Annotated in this window: 15 protein-coding genes; 9 read left to right on the plus strand and 6 right to left on the minus strand. The window is 38.9% G+C overall.

Going from position 1 to position 17,205, the window contains the following annotated elements; translation table 11 throughout:
* The first annotated feature begins 1 nt into the window (after position 1).
* The 4 genes from AC979_RS01290 to dapD all read left to right on the plus strand — a co-directional run bounded on the left by AC979_RS01290 (position 2) and on the right by dapD (position 2,341).
* Positions 2 to 571, plus strand: coding sequence for a VOC family protein (locus AC979_RS01290; RefSeq protein WP_049366949.1), 570 nt, complete (start codon positions 2 to 4; stop codon positions 569 to 571).
* 4 nt (positions 572 to 575) lie between these two features.
* Positions 576 to 875, plus strand: a complete 300-nt coding sequence (locus AC979_RS01295) for a hypothetical protein (protein WP_049365853.1) — start codon at positions 576 to 578, stop codon at positions 873 to 875.
* A gap of 23 nt (positions 876 to 898) precedes the next feature.
* The gene (locus AC979_RS01300) at positions 899 to 1,363 is read left to right on the plus strand and encodes a glycine zipper 2TM domain-containing protein (RefSeq protein ID WP_049369068.1); all 465 of its coding nucleotides are present in this window, start codon (positions 899 to 901) and stop codon (positions 1,361 to 1,363) included.
* A gap of 150 nt (positions 1,364 to 1,513) precedes the next feature.
* Positions 1,514 to 2,341: a 2,3,4,5-tetrahydropyridine-2,6-dicarboxylate N-succinyltransferase gene (gene dapD / locus AC979_RS01305; protein WP_014065291.1), complete on the plus strand. Its 828-nt coding sequence runs from the start codon at positions 1,514 to 1,516 to the stop codon at positions 2,339 to 2,341.
* A gap of 70 nt (positions 2,342 to 2,411) precedes the next feature.
* Here dapD and tehB read toward each other — a convergent pair whose 3' ends face one another.
* On the minus strand, positions 2,412 to 3,272 hold the full coding sequence (tehB, locus tag AC979_RS01310; protein WP_049372546.1) for an SAM-dependent methyltransferase TehB: 861 nt from the start codon (positions 3,270 to 3,272) through the stop codon (positions 2,412 to 2,414).
* Positions 3,273 to 3,376: 104 nt separating this feature from the next.
* Positions 3,377 to 5,425, minus strand: a complete 2,049-nt coding sequence (gene metG / locus AC979_RS01315) for a methionine--tRNA ligase (protein WP_049372547.1) — start codon at positions 5,423 to 5,425, stop codon at positions 3,377 to 3,379.
* Positions 5,426 to 5,586: 161 nt separating this feature from the next.
* Between metG and apbC the strand changes: the two genes are divergently transcribed.
* Complete coding sequence (gene apbC / locus AC979_RS01320) at positions 5,587 to 6,699, plus strand: iron-sulfur cluster carrier protein ApbC (protein WP_049372548.1); 1,113 nt, start codon at positions 5,587 to 5,589, stop codon at positions 6,697 to 6,699.
* A gap of 73 nt (positions 6,700 to 6,772) precedes the next feature.
* On the opposite strand, the gene AC979_RS01325 is transcribed toward apbC, so the two are convergent.
* The 4 genes from AC979_RS01325 to AC979_RS01340 form a co-directional block, all read right to left on the minus strand.
* Positions 6,773 to 7,402 carry a histidine phosphatase family protein gene (locus AC979_RS01325; RefSeq protein WP_049372549.1) on the minus strand — a complete coding sequence of 210 codons (630 nt, stop codon included), beginning with the start codon at positions 7,400 to 7,402 and terminating at the stop codon, positions 6,773 to 6,775.
* A gap of 53 nt (positions 7,403 to 7,455) precedes the next feature.
* A complete protein-coding gene (gene tdeA / locus AC979_RS01330; protein WP_049372550.1) occupies positions 7,456 to 8,823 on the minus strand; it encodes a toxin/drug exporter TdeA in 1,368 nt (455 codons plus the stop codon).
* A gap of 84 nt (positions 8,824 to 8,907) precedes the next feature.
* Positions 8,908 to 10,839, minus strand: a complete 1,932-nt coding sequence (locus AC979_RS01335; RefSeq protein ID WP_049372551.1) for a MacB family efflux pump subunit — start codon at positions 10,837 to 10,839, stop codon at positions 8,908 to 8,910.
* Between the two features lie 17 nt (positions 10,840 to 10,856).
* Positions 10,857 to 12,038 (minus strand): efflux RND transporter periplasmic adaptor subunit, encoded by a 1,182-nt coding sequence (locus AC979_RS01340; RefSeq protein ID WP_049372552.1) that lies wholly within the window; start codon positions 12,036 to 12,038, stop codon positions 10,857 to 10,859.
* A 222-nt stretch (positions 12,039 to 12,260) separates the two neighbouring features.
* On the opposite strand from AC979_RS01340, the gene glnS reads away from it, so the two are divergent.
* From glnS to glgB, 4 genes are all read left to right on the plus strand, one after another.
* The gene (gene glnS, locus AC979_RS01345) at positions 12,261 to 13,934 is read left to right on the plus strand and encodes a glutamine--tRNA ligase (protein ID WP_049372553.1); all 1,674 of its coding nucleotides are present in this window, start codon (positions 12,261 to 12,263) and stop codon (positions 13,932 to 13,934) included.
* Positions 13,935 to 14,000: 66 nt separating this feature from the next.
* Complete coding sequence (locus tag AC979_RS01350) at positions 14,001 to 14,441, plus strand: YcgN family cysteine cluster protein (protein ID WP_049372554.1); 441 nt, start codon at positions 14,001 to 14,003, stop codon at positions 14,439 to 14,441.
* Positions 14,442 to 14,579: 138 nt separating this feature from the next.
* Positions 14,580 to 14,999 (plus strand): 4-alpha-glucanotransferase, encoded by a 420-nt coding sequence (locus AC979_RS01355; protein ID WP_144049846.1) that lies wholly within the window; start codon positions 14,580 to 14,582, stop codon positions 14,997 to 14,999.
* Between the two features lie 11 nt (positions 15,000 to 15,010).
* Positions 15,011 to 17,200: a 1,4-alpha-glucan branching protein GlgB gene (gene glgB, locus AC979_RS01360; protein WP_049372555.1), complete on the plus strand. Its 2,190-nt coding sequence runs from the start codon at positions 15,011 to 15,013 to the stop codon at positions 17,198 to 17,200.
* The last annotated feature ends 5 nt before the right edge of the window (positions 17,201 to 17,205 follow it).

Genomic DNA, 17,205 nt, shown 5'->3' on the forward strand with positions numbered 1-17,205 from the left:
AATGTCAAATTTAATGGAAAAATCGACCGCACTTTATCAAGAGTTGCCTCTATTTCAAGAAAAAATTCAGCAATTAGCTGCCGTCATGAAAGTGAATTTAGCGGATTATCAAATTGATCATTTAGCTTTAAGAGCAAATACTGAAGAAAAAGCAAAAAATTGGCTGACAGAGTTATTAAAGTGCGGTAGAATTTTAAGCGATAATATCGTCAATGGGCGTCCTATCTATTTGATTGAATTAGATGAGCCAGTTGATTTCATTGGTCAGCCTGTCGATGTTATTGAATTACCGTTTCCTAAAAATAAACAATATCCCCAAGAAACTTGGGAACATATTGAAATTGTAATGCCGTTTTTATCTCATGAATCTGTTGAGGATTGGGTTAATCGAATTTGCAATACATTTTTATGGAAGGAACTAACTCAATTAACCATGAAGGTGAGCGAACCTAAGGTGGAAGGGGAGCAATTGCCCAATCCATCCATTGCAGTGAGTTTTGTTGATAAAACAGAAAATCACGTTTGCATAAAGGTTCATCCTTATACAATAAAGAAAATACTCGAGGTTTAGTGTAATGAAAAAAATTACCTTAGCATTAACTGTCTTATTAAGTTTAGGTTTATCAGCTTGTTCATCTCAATCACAAAAAGATGAAAGCGCTTATAAAGGTCAAGTTATCTTCACCGAATTACAAGGTGATGATGTAAAATTAACCGTTCGTAAAAATGACTGCTCATACAAACAAGAAGGTGAAACAGAAGTTATCGTTCACAAATACGATTCAACTTTAGTAACTGGTGCTTGTGTGAAAGTATCTGACAACGGTCAAGGCGTGAAAAACGTTTCTACTTGGTCTCCAAGAAACCCAATCTAATTCATTTTTAGAAGGTTAGTTTTATGAAAAAAGTAACAGTAGCATTAGCACTTATGATGTCTGTTGGTTTAACGGGTTGTGCAAACACCGATGTTTTTAGTGGTGATGTATACTCTGCAGATCAAGCAAAAGAAGCTCGTTCAATTAGTTATGGTACAATCGTATCTGTTCGTCCTGTTAAAATCCAAGCTGATAACAATGGTGTCATTGGTTCAGTTGGTGGTGGTGCTTTAGGTGGTATCGCAGGTAGTACGATCGGTGGTGGTACTGGTCAAGCCATTGCAAGTGTTATTGGTGCGATTGGTGGTGCCATTGCAGGTAGCAAAATTGAAGAGAAAATGAGCCAAGTTAATGGTGCAGAGCTTGTTATCAGAAAAGATAATAGAGAAGAGATCGTTGTGGTTCAAAAAGCGGATCCTAGCTTTAAAGCAGGTCGTCGCGTAAGAATCGTTGGCGGTTCATCATTAAATGTTTCTGTTATCAACTAACTTAAACGAAAAAATAGAAAAAAGCGAGCCATAATTAGGTTCGCTTTTTTTATGTTTTAAATCAAAAGAAAGTGCGGTTGTTTTTTGCTTGAATGTCAAAAATATGATAAAACTATCAACCGTTATTTCACATCAACAATAGGAAGCAAAATGTCAAATTTACAACAAATTATTGAAGCTGCATTTGAAAAACGTGCAGAAATCACGCCTAAAACAGTTGATGCACAAACTCGTGCAGCAATCGAAGAAGTAATCGAAGGACTAGATAGCGGTAAATACCGTGTTGCAGAAAAAATTGATGGTGAATGGGTGACTCACCAATGGTTGAAAAAAGCAGTATTATTATCTTTCCGTATCAATGATAACCAAATCATTGATGGCGCAGAAACCAAATACTATGACAAAGTAGCATTAAAGTTTGCTGACTATACAGAAGAGCGTTTTGCTCAAGAAGGTTTCCGTGTCGTACCTTCTGCAACAGTACGTAAAGGGGCATACATTTCTAAAAACTGTGTATTAATGCCATCTTATGTAAATATTGGTGCATATGTGGGTGAAGGTACCATGGTTGATACATGGGCAACCGTTGGTTCATGTGCGCAAATTGGTAAAAACGTTCACTTATCTGGTGGCGTAGGTATTGGTGGTGTATTAGAGCCATTACAAGCAAACCCAACCATTATCGGTGATAATTGTTTTATCGGTGCGCGTTCTGAAGTGGTTGAAGGCGTGATTGTTGAAGATGGTTGTGTGATCTCTATGGGCGTATTCATCGGTCAATCAACTAAAATCTATGATCGTGAAACTGGTGAAGTGTTCTACGGTCGCGTTCCTGCTGGTTCTGTAGTGGTTTCAGGTAGCCTTCCATCAAAATGTGGTAAATACAGCTTATACTGTGCAGTGATCGTGAAAAAAGTTGATGCAAAAACTTTAGGTAAAGTAGGTATCAACGAATTATTACGTTCTATTGAAGAGTAATTAAAATACCATAAAAAATGACCGCACTTTATCTAACAAAGCGCGGTCATTTTTTTTCTAAATTAGCGAATTATTTTTTTCTTGCTAACATTGTCGCAAATTTTAATTTGATCCGATTGCCGTTTTCATCGGTTTTATGTAATTCGCCCATATTTTCGTTGTATTCTAAGAATTCCCAATCTTTGTAGTATTCTTTTAATTCACCTTCAGAGAACGTAAATGAGAACGCTAATGGACAAGGTACCTCAGGTGTAGACATCGCTGCTACAATTAAGTTGTAACCACCAGGGTTGGTGTGTTCTTGCATATTCTTAATAATGGCAGGAATTCGCTCACGATTTAAGAACATAAATACCACGGTTGATACAATAAAGTCGTAGTTTTCTTGAATATTGGCGGTATTAATATCATAAACTGCAGTCTTGATATTCAAGTTTTCTTTATCTTTGGTTTCGTTTAAGAAGGCAATGCTGTTTTCGTTGTGATCCCAAGAAGTCACATCATAACCTTTTAAACTTAAATAAAGGGAGTTACGACCTTGTCCGCAGCCTAAATCTAACACTTTACAAGGTTTAATAATTTTAGCGGCATCAACCACATCACCATGCGTTGCAGTCATATTATATTTTTTGCTGAAGTAATCTTCTTTTGTGCAATAGAAACCAAGCGTACATTCTAAATCATCAGAAAGGGCTTCAACTCGGTGCCAGGCTTGTGGCTTAACAAATGGAATATCACTTTCTGGGGTGAAAATATGTTCAGCAATGACATCGCCATTTTCAGTTAGCTCATAAAACTTAAGTTTACCTTTTAATACCGTAAGCTTGCCCCAAGTTCCCACTTTTGTATTGTGTTTTTCTTGGAACATTTTAGGTAATTTATCTTTTGTCCAAACCGGCATTTGTTTATAGCAGATAAGTTCGTTTGTCATAATGAATTCCTTTTAATTTGCGTGATAAATATCTGATTGATATGGTAGGGTATTTGATTCTATTTGGCAATAAAAAAGGCGACCGAAGTCGCCTAAATATTAAATTATTTTACTTGCATACCTGCAGTGACACCGCTATCAGCTGAAAGTAAGAATAAATCACTTCCGCCAGTACCAGCAGAAAGAATCATTCCTTCTGACACACCGAATTTCATTTTGCGAGGAGCCAGGTTTGCTACCACAATAACAAAACGACCTTCTAATTCTTCAGGTTTGTTGTAAGCCGCTTTAATGCCAGAGAACACTTGGCGAGTATGGTCACCTAAATCTAATTCAAAACGTAAGAGTTTGTTTGATTCTGGTACTGCTTCGCATTTCAGTACTTTTGCCACACGCATATCGATTTTAGCAAAATCGTCAATGGTAATGGTGTCAGCAATTGGTTCAACATTTGAAAGTGCGGTCGCTTTTGCCGCTGTTTTTTCTGTCGCTTTGTTTGCTTCAGCGAAAAGTGCTTTAGTTTCTTCTACAACAGCATCAATTTGTTTTTTCTCTAAGCGCGAGAAAAGGGCTTTAAATGGAGTAAGTTGATGACCTAATAAAGGGTGTGCAATATTATTCCAAGTTAGTTCTGTTTGTAAGAACGCTTCTGCACGTTCCGCCAGTTTTGGAAGAACCGGTTTTAAGTAAGACATCAATACACGGAAAAGCTCGATACCCATTGAGCAAACTGCTTGTAATTCAGCCTCTTTGCCTTCTTCTTTTGCAATTACCCAAGGCGCTTTTTCATCAATATACTTATTGGCTTTATCAGTTAATGCCATGATTTCACGAATCGCTTTGTTGTATTCACGGCTTTCATAATAAGCAGCAATTTGTTCAGCTTGTGCAGTGAATTCATTGAAAAGCGCTTCATCTTCTAATTTATCTGCTAATTTGCCTTCAAAACGTTTTGTGATAAAGCCCGCATTACGAGAAGCTAAATTGACTAATTTATTAACGATATCTGTATTGACACGTTGAACGAAATCTTCCAAATTGAAATCGAGATCTTCGATACGATCGTTTAATTTTGCTGCGTAGTAGTAACGCAAACATTCTGGATCAATGTGATTTAAATAGGTGCTGGCTTGGATAAATGTACCGCGTGATTTTGACATTTTTGCGCCATCTACGGTGACATAACCGTGAGCAAACACATTGGTTGGTTTGCGGAATTCGCTCCCTTCTAACATCGCTGGCCAGAATAGACTGTGGAAATACACGATATCTTTACCAATAAAGTGATAAAGTTCTGCATCGCTGTTTTCGCCCCAGAATTCATTAAAATCAATTCCTTCACGATCGCAGAGATTTTTGAATGAAGCCATGTAGCCGATTGGGGCATCTAGCCAAACATAGAAGAATTTATCTTTTGCACCTGGAATTTCAAAACCAAAATAAGGGGCATCACGAGAGATATCCCATTGTTGCAAACCACTTTCAAACCATTCTTGCATTTTGTTTGCAATTTCCGGTTGAAGTGAGCCAGAGCGAGTCCATTCTTTTAACATCCCTTCAAAAGCAGGTAAGTCAAAGAAGAAGTGTTCAGATTCTTTAATGATTGGTGTTGCACCTGATACAGCAGAACGCGGATTAATTAAATCCATAGGGCTATAAGTCGAAGCACAAACTTCGCAGTTATCACCATATTGATCTTCAGCTTTACATTTTGGACAAGTCCCTTTAACGAAACGATCCGGTAAGAACATATTCTTTTCAGGATCGAATAACTGAGAAATCACTTTCGTTTTAATGAAGCCTTTAGCTTTTAATTTATTGTAAATATCAGCGGTGATTTGTTTATTTTCTGCACTGTGAGTAGAGTGATAGTTATCAAAGCTGATATTAAAGCCTGCAAAATCACGTACGTGATCAGCTTTTGCTTTTGCGATTAATTCTTCTGGTGTAATGCCTAATTTATCAGCATTAAGCATGATTGGTGTGCCGTGTGCGTCATCAGCACAGACAAAATGAATTTTGTTGCCACGCATACGTTGGAAACGCACCCAAATATCCGCTTGAATGTGTTCTAACATATGGCCTAAATGAATGGCACCATTTGCATAAGGTAATGCACAAGTGACTAAAATTTTACGAGGTTGAGTTGTCATTATTTTTCTCTTATTCTTTTTGCAAAAATTGTGAGTATGTTACCCGATTGGTGTGATTTTTTCTAGTTTAGTTATACTTTTAGCTTAACATTTGAGGTGTAAAAGGGGTAGAATATCCCTGACAAATTTACTCTACTACCTACTACTATTAAAGGAATATTATGGCAACTGCTTTTTCTGAAAATTTAACGGCAGAACAACAATCTCAGGTTCTGCAACTTTTCCAACAATTTCAACACCCAACCTTACAAAAAGACTTAATCGAATTAAAGACTTTGAAGAAAGTTGAAAAAGGCGGTGACGTATTACGTATTGAATTACAATTGCCTTTTGCATGGAACACTGGCGTGGAGCAAGTGAAACAGCAGCTTTCTGATGCTTTATTAAAAGCAACAGATAGCAAAGAAATCAAATGGGTGGTGAATTATCAAATCGCAACGTTAAAACGTGCAAATAATCAACCCGCTGTAAAAGGTGTAAAGAACATCATTGCGGTGACTTCAGGTAAAGGCGGGGTAGGGAAATCATCCGTTTCAGTGAATCTTGCGCTTGCTTTACAAGCTCAAGGTGCTCGTGTGGGGATCTTAGATGCAGATATTTACGGCCCATCTATTCCGCATATGTTAGGTGCGCCGCATCAACGCCCAACTTCACCAGATAACCAACATATCACCCCAATTAAAGCGTATGGTTTATCTGCCAACTCGATCGGTTTCTTAATGGATGAAGATAATGCAACCATTTGGCGTGGTCCTATGGCAAGTAGTGCATTAAGCCAGCTTTTAAATGAAACCTTATGGGATAGCTTGGATTACTTAGTGATCGATATGCCTCCGGGTACAGGTGATATCCAATTAACCCTTTCACAACAAATTCCGGTAACAGGAGCTGTAGTGGTTACCACGCCACAAGATATTGCGTTATTAGATGCGGTGAAAGGCGTGTCGATGTTTGAACGTGTATCTGTGCCTGTGTTAGGTATTGTGGAAAATATGTCTATGCATATTTGTAGCAATTGTGGCCATCACGAAGCAATTTTCGGTACTGGTGGTGCAGAAAAAATGGCACAAAAATACAATGTGAAAGTATTAGGTCAGTTACCGTTGAATATCCAAGTTCGTCAAGATTTGGATGCGGGTAAACCAACCGTAGTTGCAGCGCCAGACAGTGAAATTGCGAAATCTTTCTTAGATTTAGCGGAGAAAGTATCAACTGAGCTTTACTGGCAAGGATCTGTGATTCCAAGCGAGATTTTATTCCGCGAAGTGAAATAATCACAAAAACATCATAAAAATTAACCGCACTTTAGGTCATCCAAAGTGCGGTTATTTTTTTAGGTAAATTTGCTTATTTTAAATGATCCGCATCATTTATTTTCTCAACGCAAAAACCGTTCTCATCGTCATAATGCACAACACTAATTGAGGTGTTAATGAGAGATACTGATTTATCTTCATCGCGGTGATTTTGCCACGTAGCACCGTTTAATAAGGCAAGCAATAAACGTAGAGTATGGCCATGCGACACAATGAGAATATTGCCTTGATTGTGGATCTTAATAATGTCGTGCAATGCTTTCATGGCTCGCTCGCCCAATTGTTCGAACGTTTCTCCGCCATTTACTTGAGCTTTGTAATTGGCAGGATCTTTAATGAGTTGTTTGAACTCTGGGTGTTCTCTTAACGTATCAACAACTTTGCCTTCCCAAGAACCAAAATACTGTTCATTTAAACCTTGGTGATGGAAAAGGGGGATATCTCGTTCACCAATAATATGAGAGGCTGTCGCGATGGTACGTTTTAATACGCTAGAGTAGGCCGCGACAAAAGGAATATGATTAAGTGCCACACCTGTTTTTTTCGCGCCATTAACGCCTTCTTCAGTCAAAGGGGAATCGCCATGACCTTGCATTAAACCTTCTGTATTCCAAACGGTTTTACCATGTCGAATAAAATAAAAAGTCAGCTGTTTTTTCATTTTTCATGTCCATAAAAAAGATTAAGGAAGCCGAAACTTCCTTAATCATGATTTTAACGGGAGTAATAACCTGCCATTGAACTATATACGGCATTTTCTGCCTGAATGATGTTGTATTTTGCATTCAAGATAGAAAGTTGAGAGCTTTTCTCTGTGTTTGCCGCAGCGAGCCATTCACGTAATTCAGATACACCAGCATTGTAACGATCACGATAGTATTTGGTGATACGTTGGTTATAGCTGTGTGTTTTTTGCAAGTTAGCAAAGGCACTTTGTGCTTGTGTGTAGGCGAAGTAGTTGGTATCTACATCGTTCAAGGCTTTAGTAATGCTTTGCTCATAGTTTAAACGTGCGGTTTCATAATCTGCTTCAGAGATTTTCACGTTCCATTTTACGGTATTCCAGTTGAGGAATGGTAGGCTAATGCCGATTAAACCTGTACCAACTGGATTGTGCAATGCATTACCGACTTTAGTACCACTTGATGTTAAGCTTCCGCCTAAAGTGACTTCAGGGAACCAGCTTTTTTCAGTTGCTTTTGCATTTTTGAATGCACTACTTAAGCGATATTGATAGCCTTTTACATCAGGACGGTTTGCAATCACAGAAACAGGTACATTTAAATTTACGCCTACATTTTTTACATTAAGAATGTGTGGGAAGTTGATATTTAATGCTTCTTCCGGTTTTAAGTTCAGTAAGTTACGTAAAGTTTGTTCTGCTGTTTTACGTTGTGTTTGATAGTTGATCAAGTTGTTACGTGCGTTCAATACCGCTTGTTGTGCTTGATCTACACTTGCGCTGTCCGCAACACCTTGTGATAAACGGCGTTGCATGATGCTGCTAATGTCGTTGTAGTATTTGATGGTTTCTTCGGTTGTGCTGATAGCATCATTTAAATAAGCAATTTGATAATAGGTTGTTACAACAGAGTTGATGAGTGAAAGTTTGGTTGCTTCTAAATCTTCAGCAGTAGCTTTGTGTGACCATTCTGCCGCATCAGCGGTATCCGCTAAACGTTGCCATAGATCTAACGTATAACTCACATTTAATGCACCTTGATGGCTTACTGCTGAGCTGCCACCGGTTTTCATATTTTTACTTGCGGAAGATTGGGTTGAACCACTAAATGCCGGAATTAAATTTGCGCCTGCAAGGTTTGCATTATATAGAGCACGGTTTACGGCAACAGACGCTTTGGCTAAATCTTTGTTGTTGACTAATGCTTGTTCTACCACACGATTTAATTGTGAATCATTGTAAAGCGCCCACCAGTTTTCTTTTACATTAAATTGTTTGGTGATTTCCGCATAATTTTGGTAATCCTGCTGGCTCGCTTTATAAGAATCGCCGATGTTAGCACAACCTGCTAGAGCCGTTGCCATCGCGATTGCTAAGGTTAATTTTTTCATTTTTAACATGGATTTTTTCCTTTCTTTTTAATTAAAGTGCGGTCAAAAATTAGTAAGAATTTTAACCGCTCTTTTGTGTTTTACAAAATTTCTTTATTCTCGAGCAAGAGCTGTAATTGGATCTAATTGTGCTGCACGTTTTGCCGGCATATAGCCGAAGATCACACCAATAAGGGTAGAGAAGACCACCGCTGCAACAATTGAGCCGGTAGAGAATGCCATCGTAAAGTCAGTCATAAATACGTTAAATAGTAGACCGATTAAACCCGAAAGCAGAATACCCGTCACGCCGCCAATTAAACAAATTAGCACTGCTTCAATCAAAAATTGTTGCAGAATATTGAATTGTCTTGCCCCAATAGCCATTCGCACACCAATTTCTTTGGTTCGCTCTGTCACGGAAACCAACATAATATTCATCACACCAATCCCACCAACGATTAATGAAATAAAGGCGATAGAGGAAATGAGCAATTTCATCGTGCCCGTTGTGCTTTCAATAGTTTGTTTGATGGTATCGCTATTCATGATGAAGAAATCTTTTTTACCATGACGCATGGTAAGCAATTCAGTAATCCCTTTTTCAGCGACTGTAGTATTCACGGAATCATCTACTTTAACGGTAATCGAGCCAATTTTTTTGCTGCCCGAAATACGATTCATCACAGTAGTGTAAGGCGCATAGAGATTAAGTGAACTACTTGCCCCGCCCATTTGTTTATCAGATACTACGCCAATAATACGTAATGGACGTTTATTAAACATCACAATTTTGCCGATGGGATTTTCATCTGGGAAAATCGACTTTTTCGCACTTTCATCGATTAAGGCTACTTGGTTGTTATCAGCGACATCTTGAGCCGAAAATAAATTACCGGATTTTAGTTTTAAGCCATCTACATCAAAATATTGTTCTCCTACACCTTTTAAACTGGTCGAGGAGAAAGTTTGGTTGCCATAAATTAATGTGCCACTTGATGAGCTATTCGGCGTGACACTTTGTACATAACTTTGTTGATTTAAGGCAGTTGCATCATTAATTGTGAGATTCTGCATTTGTTCAGCACGACGATCACCAAAGCCTGTACCATTAAAAATCGTTATGGTGCTCGTCCCAATTCCTCGAATATTTTCTAAGATTTTTTGCTGTGAACCATTTCCCAATGCCACGACAGAAACCACAGACGTAATCCCGATGATAATCCCGAGCATGGTTAAAAGAGAACGCATTTTGTGGGCAATAATAGCACTCACAGACATACGAAAGGCTTCTACAAATTGATCTTTGCTAAACCCAAAGTGCGGTTTAGATTTGGTTGGATTTTCGACCGCACTTTTTACTGTTTCTTTTTGCGTATCGCCAATGATTTCACCGTCTTTAATTTCAATCACACGATTCGCACTGGCCGCAATTTCTCGGTCGTGGGTTACCATAATAATGGTGTGTCCCTCTGCGTGTAATTGACGCAGAATTTCCATTACATTTTGACCACTTTGCGAATCCAATGCGCCAGTGGGTTCATCGGCTAAAATAATTTCGCCACCATTCATCAATGCACGTGCAATACTCACACGTTGTTGCTGACCACCGGAAAGCTGGCTTGGTTTATTTTGCCATTTATCACCTAAACCTAATTTTTCTAAAAGTTGTTTTGCACGAGAAAGACGTTTTTCTTGCGACATTCCTGCATAAATAGCAGGCAAGGCGACGTTTTCAGCGGCAGTTAAACTCGACAATAAGTTATAGCGTTGGAAAATAAAGCCGAATTTTTGGCTACGTAAATCTGACAGCTGATCTTTGCTTAATTCAATAGTTTCTTTGCCATTGATTTTGTAAGAACCACTGGTTGCTGTATCCAAGCATCCGATGATATTCATCAAGGTCGATTTGCCGGAACCTGACTGCCCAATAATCGCTACAAAATCGCCTTTTTCAATATTTAAAGAGACATTCTTCAAAATATGAACGCGATTTTCACCTTCACCGAAGTAACGGTTGAGATCCTTAATTTCAATAATATTCATTAATTTCTACCGCACTTTTAGAACATTCTTGGACCACGAGGCATAGAGCCAACTTTTTCACCATTCGCGACTTGTGACACGATAACTTTTTCACCTTCGTTTAAGCCGGATTTGATTTCACTTTGGAAATCATTTTGTACACCGGTTTCAACTTCACGCTGTTCAGGCTGATTTTTGTCATTCAATACATTGACAAAGCTTTTGCCATCACGTTTTTGAATAGCCATATTGGAAACCAATAACACGTCTTTGGCATTGGCAATTTTGATGTTGTTTTCTGTCGTCATTCCGATGCGTAAAGTTCGATCAGGATTATCAATCAGTACATTGGCATAATAGTAAATCGCACTGGTTGTGGAGCTGCTACTTGAACTTGTCGAAGATGATGTTGAAGAGCTATCACTTGTCGTGGTATTGGCAGGATCAACAGAATCAATGACAGAGTGATACACGGTTTGGCTATCAGATAAAATAGTAAAGCTGACTTCTTGGCCTGCTTTAACTTTGGTAATGTCGCCTTCTGAAATTTCAGGTTTAATTTTCATTTTGCTTAAATCGGCAATGGTCACAATTGTTGGCGTCGTTTGGTTGGCATTAACAGTTTGACCTTCAGAAACGGGCACAGAAATGACGGTACCATCCATTGGTGCGGTAATTTTTGTATAACCCACATTGGTTTCTGCGGTATTCACTTCAATTTCAGCTTGTTTGATATTGGCTTCAATGGCTTCCATTTCCGCTTTCGCATTATCAAGGGTGCTTTTAGCTGTATTCAGACTATCTAAAGATGTCGCTTTTTGTGTATAAAGTTTTGATAAGCGGTTATAGCTTGAAAGGGCTACATCATAAGCGGTTCGCTTCGCTTTTAATTGCGCTTGATAGCTAACCAATGCCGCCTTTTTGGTATTTAAGGTATTAATTTGGGTTGTAGAATCAATATCTGCGATCATTTCGCCTTTTTTGATTTCTTGTCCTAATTTGACATAGAGTTTGGTAATTTTACCCGAAGCTTGGGCACCAACATCAACTTCATTTACGCTTTCAACCGAACCAGAGGCAACAACTGTTTTTTCCACATTGCCACGTGTAACGGATTCCGTCAGATAGGTGGTTTCTTGCTTGCTATTGCTTGAGAAAAAATAATAAGCTGCGCCAGCAGCAATGAGTAATCCAAGTAAAATAAAAAAGCGTTTTTTCATAAAGACTTTGTCATCCCAAATAAAAAATGAACGTTTGTTCAGTGAAGGTGTATTCTAAAGGCAAACTTTTCAGTTTGCACGAAAAATCTTCAAGTTAGACCTAAAAATCCTCAAAAATTCAGTATTAATTTAATGAAAGTGCGGTTAGTTTTGGGATCAAATTCACAACGCCAGACTTTTCGTATAGAATGGAGAAATTATTTTCAATTTATTGAGAAATTTATGAGCAATACAGAACACACTCTAGAAAATGCGGAAAATACCCGCACACACAATTTCATTACTCAAATTATTGATGAAGATTTAGCTTCGGGTAAACACAAAAGTGTTCATACTCGTTTCCCGCCTGAGCCAAATGGCTATTTGCATATTGGCCACGCAAAATCGATTTGCTTAAACTTTGGGTTAGCAAAAGAATATAACGGTTTATGTAACCTACGTTTTGACGATACCAATCCGGTGAAAGAAGACGTGGAATATGTGGATTCCATTAAAGCCGATGTGGAATGGTTAGGTTTTAAATGGGAAGGCGAACCGCGTTATGCGTCTGATTACTTCGATGCACTTTATGGCTATGCGATTGAGTTAATCGAGAAAGGTTTAGCCTATGTAGATGAACTTTCACCAGACCAAATGCGTGAGTATCGCGGTACATTAACTGAGCCAGGTAAAAACAGTCCATATCGTGATCGTAGTGTCGAAGAAAACTTAGCGTTATTTGAAAGAATGAAAAATGGTGAGTTTGCGGAAGGTACATTAAGTCTTCGTGCGAAAATCGACATGGCTTCACCATTTATGGTCATGCGTGATCCTGTGCTTTATCGTATTAAATTTGCGAGCCATCACCAAACCGGTGACAAATGGTGCATTTACCCAATGTACGACTTCACTCATTGTATCTCTGATGCAATTGAGCGTATTACACACTCTTTATGTACATTAGAATTCCAAGACAACCGTCGTTTATACGACTGGGTGTTAGAAAATATTAGTATTGAACGTCCATTGCCGCATCAATATGAATTCTCTCGTTTAAATTTAGAAGGCACATTAACGTCTAAACGTAAATTATTGAAATTAGTGAATGATGGCATTGTGGATGGTTGGAACGATCCGCGTATGCCAACCATTTCAGGTTTACGTCGTCGCGGTTATACACCGGCTTCATTACGTGAGTTCTGCCGTCGTATTGGTGTGACTAAACAAGATAACGTCGTAGAGTATTCTGCACTTGAAGCATGTATTCGTGAAGATTTAAATGAAAACGCACCACGCGCAATGGCGGTGATTGATCCTGTTCGCGTAGTGATTGAAAACTTTGAAGGCGAAGAAACGTTAACGGCGCCAAATCACCCGAATCGTCCTGAATTAGGTGAACGTCAATTACCGTTTACGAAAGAGCTTTATATTGATCGTGCAGACTTTCGTGAAGAAGCGAACAAGCAATATAAACGTTTAGTATTAGGTAAAGAAGTGCGTTTACGTAATGCTTACGTGATTAAAGCGGAGCGTGTCGAAAAAGATGCAAATGGTGAAATCACCACGATCTTCTGTACTTATGATCCTGAAACTTTAGGTAAAAATCCAGCGGATGGTCGTAAAGTGAAAGGGGTAATTCACTGGGTATCTGCAGTATATAATCACCCAGCAGAGTTCCGTTTATACGAATGTCTTTTCACCGTACCAAACCCTGGTGCAGCAGAAGAAATCGAAAGCGTATTAAATCCAACTTCTTTAGTGGTGAAACACGGTTTTGTAGAACAAAGCCTCGCAAATGCAGAACCAGAAAAAGGTTACCAATTTGAACGCGAAGGTTATTTCTGTGCGGATAACAAAGATAGCCGCCCAGAGCACTTAGTGTTTAACTTAACCGTAAGCTTAAAAGAAGGCTTCTAATTCTAAACAACAAAGTGCGGTCAAAAATCACGTAAATTTTGACCGCACTTTTTTATTGGTTTCACTATGCAATTTGAATCTCATTTTTGGCAAAAAAAATCGCTCCTTGAAATGACGGAATCCGAATGGGAAGCCTTATGTGATGGCTGCGGAAAATGCTGTTATCGAAAATACATTCAAGGGCGGGGTAAGCGTGAAAAACTGTATTACACGCGCATTGCCTGCAATCTATTAGATGTAGAAACAGGAAAGTGTCGTAATTATCCTGAACGTTTTAAAATCGAAAGTGATTGCACCAAATTAACCAAAAAGAACTTGCCTGATTTTGGTTGGTTGCCGAATACCTGTGCATATCGTTTATTGTATGAGGGTAAAGCTTTGCCCGAATGGCATCCATTAGTCAGTGGCGATCCTGATTCACTGAAAAAAGCAGGCATTTTAATTCAAGATGGCGTGCATGAAGAAGATGTCATTGATTGGTTTGAATTTGTCATTGAAACTGAATAATTTAAATTTCGTTGTTTTTTTATTCTCTTTAAACTTTGTTTTTTGATTTAGGTCACAATTTGCAAGATTGGCAATTGTATTTCAATTGTGCTTACTTATAATACTTATTAAGTATTATATAGATGTATCATTCGTTGTATGCAAATGTCCTTATCACTTAAACAATCTGCTGAAAAACTTGGCATTTCGTTTTCCCATTATGATATTGATGGGCATTTGATTGATGCATCGCCAACCAGTATTGATTATTTTATCGAGCAGTTGCAATTTCCGCCGAATATTGGACAAAATCAGCCGTTCCAAAATGTCATATGTGCCTTTGAAAATGAACCTATTCATGATGATTTAATCGCGTTTTCTTCTCCTCCTGATGCTTCTTTGCGTTATCAATTGCTCGACGAGCAAAACCAAATTCAGCTTGAAAAAACCATTCCATATTCAACCGCACTTTCATTCATTGCCTGCTTTGCCTTTTATCTATCATCGTTTAATGCTTTTTGCCGCTCAACAAACGAGAAAATACAATCGGTTGTAAATAATCAAGCTTGCAAAGCATAAAGGAGTATGTCATGACGAAATTAGTCGCTCAATCAGTAATTAATTCATTTTTTGATGGCAAACATGCCGATCCTTTTGCTGTATTAGGCATGCATGAAACTCACAATGGTATTGAGATTCGTGCTTTATTACCCGATGCAGATAAAGTCGAAGTGATTGATAAAGAAAGTCAATCCATCGTTGTCGCGCTAGAGAAACTGGATGACCGCGGATTTTTTGGTGCTATTGTGCCAGAGATTCACCATTTCTTTACCTACCAATTAAAAGTGTATTGGGGCGTAGAAGCCCAAATTATTGAAGATCCGTACCGTTTCCATCCGATGATTAATGACTTGGATCAATGGCTATTGGCGGAAGGTTCGTTATTGCGTCCTTATGAAGTATTAGGTGCACATTTTACTGAATGTGACAGTGTACCGGGCGTAAATTTCCGGGTATGGGCGCCAAATGCTAAGCGCGTTTCGTTGGTAGGTGATTTTAACTATTGGGATGGTCGTCGTCATCCAATGCGTTTCCATCCGGCAAGTGGTGTGTGGGAGTTATTCTTACCAAAAGCCAGTTTGGGGCAACGCTATAAATTTGAATTGATTGATTGCAACGGCAACCTTCGTTTAAAAGCTGACCCTTATGCATTTAGCTCTGAATTACGTCCAGATACAGCATCCGAAATCAGCATGTTGCCGGATGTAGTCGAAATGACGGAGCAACGTCGTAAAGCGAACCAACGTAATCAACCTATTTCGATTTACGAAGTGCATTTGGGATCATGGCGCCGTAATTTAGAAAATAATTTCTGGCTAGATTACGACCAAATTGCCGATGAGCTTATTCCTTATGTAAAACATATGGGCTTTACCCATATCGAGTTTTTACCGCTCTCCGAATTTCCATTCGATGGCTCTTGGGGTTACCAACCGATAGGGCTGTATTCACCAACCAGCCGTTTTGGTACACCAGAAGGCTTTAAACGCTTAGTCGAAAAAGCGCACAAAGCAGGCATTAATGTGATTTTAGACTGGGTACCGGGCCATTTCCCTAGTGATACACACGGTTTAGTGGCATTTGATGGTACAGCCTTATATGAACATGCTGACCCACGTGAAGGCTATCATCAAGACTGGAATACCTTAATTTATAACTATGGTCGTAATGAAGTGAGAAACTTCTTATCCAGTAATGCACTGTATTGGCTTGAACGATTTGGTGTAGATGGCATCCGTGTAGATGCGGTCGCATCAATGATTTACCGCGATTACAGCCGTGCTGAAGGCGAATGGATTCCGAATCAATATGGCGGTCGTGAAAATTTAGAAGCCATTGAATTCTTAAAACACACCAACTGGAAAATCCATTCTGAGATGTCTGGCGCGATTTCCATTGCCGAAGAATCCACTTCTTTTGGTGGCGTAACCCATCCGACAGAAAATGGTGGTCTTGGATTTAATTTTAAATGGAACATGGGCTGGATGAATGACACCCTAAGTTATATGAAACTCGATCCAGTTTATCGTCGTTATCATCATGACAAAATGACTTTCGGGATGATTTATCAATACAGCGAAAACTTTGTATTGCCACTTTCTCACGATGAAGTTGTACATGGCAAATGTTCGTTACTTGGCAAAATGCCGGGCGATGCATGGCAAAAATTCGCTAACTTGCGTGCTTACTACGGTTATATGTGGGGCTATCCAGGTAAGAAATTATTATTCATGGGCAATGAATTTGCTCAAGGTCGCGAATGGAATTATGAAGAAAGTTTGGATTGGTTCTTACTTGACGAAAACCATGGTGGCCTATGGCATAAAGGTGTATTGCAATTAGTCAAAGATTTGAATGGAATTTATCAAAAAAATGCACCGCTCTTTGAATTAGACGGTGAACCGGAAGGCTTTGATTGGTTAGTGGTGGATGATGCGGAAAATTCAGTCTTTGCTTTTGAACGTAAAAGCAGTGATGGTGAACGCATTATCGTGATCAGTAACTTTACTCCGGTGCCACGCGAAGGCTACCGTATCGGTGTAAATGTAGCGGGTGAATACGAAGAAATTTTGAATACTGACTCAATGTATTATCAAGGTTCAAACGTAGGTAATTTCGGCTTGGTAGAAAGCGAAGCGATCGCAAGTCACGGACGTGAAAATTCGATTAGCGTGACCATTCCGCCACTCGCAACGATCTATTTAAAATATAAAGCATAACAATA

The sequence above is a fragment of the Parahaemophilus parainfluenzae genome (assembly GCF_001053575.1).
GTDB classification, from domain to species: Bacteria; Pseudomonadota; Gammaproteobacteria; order Enterobacterales; family Pasteurellaceae; genus Haemophilus_D; species Haemophilus_D parainfluenzae_S.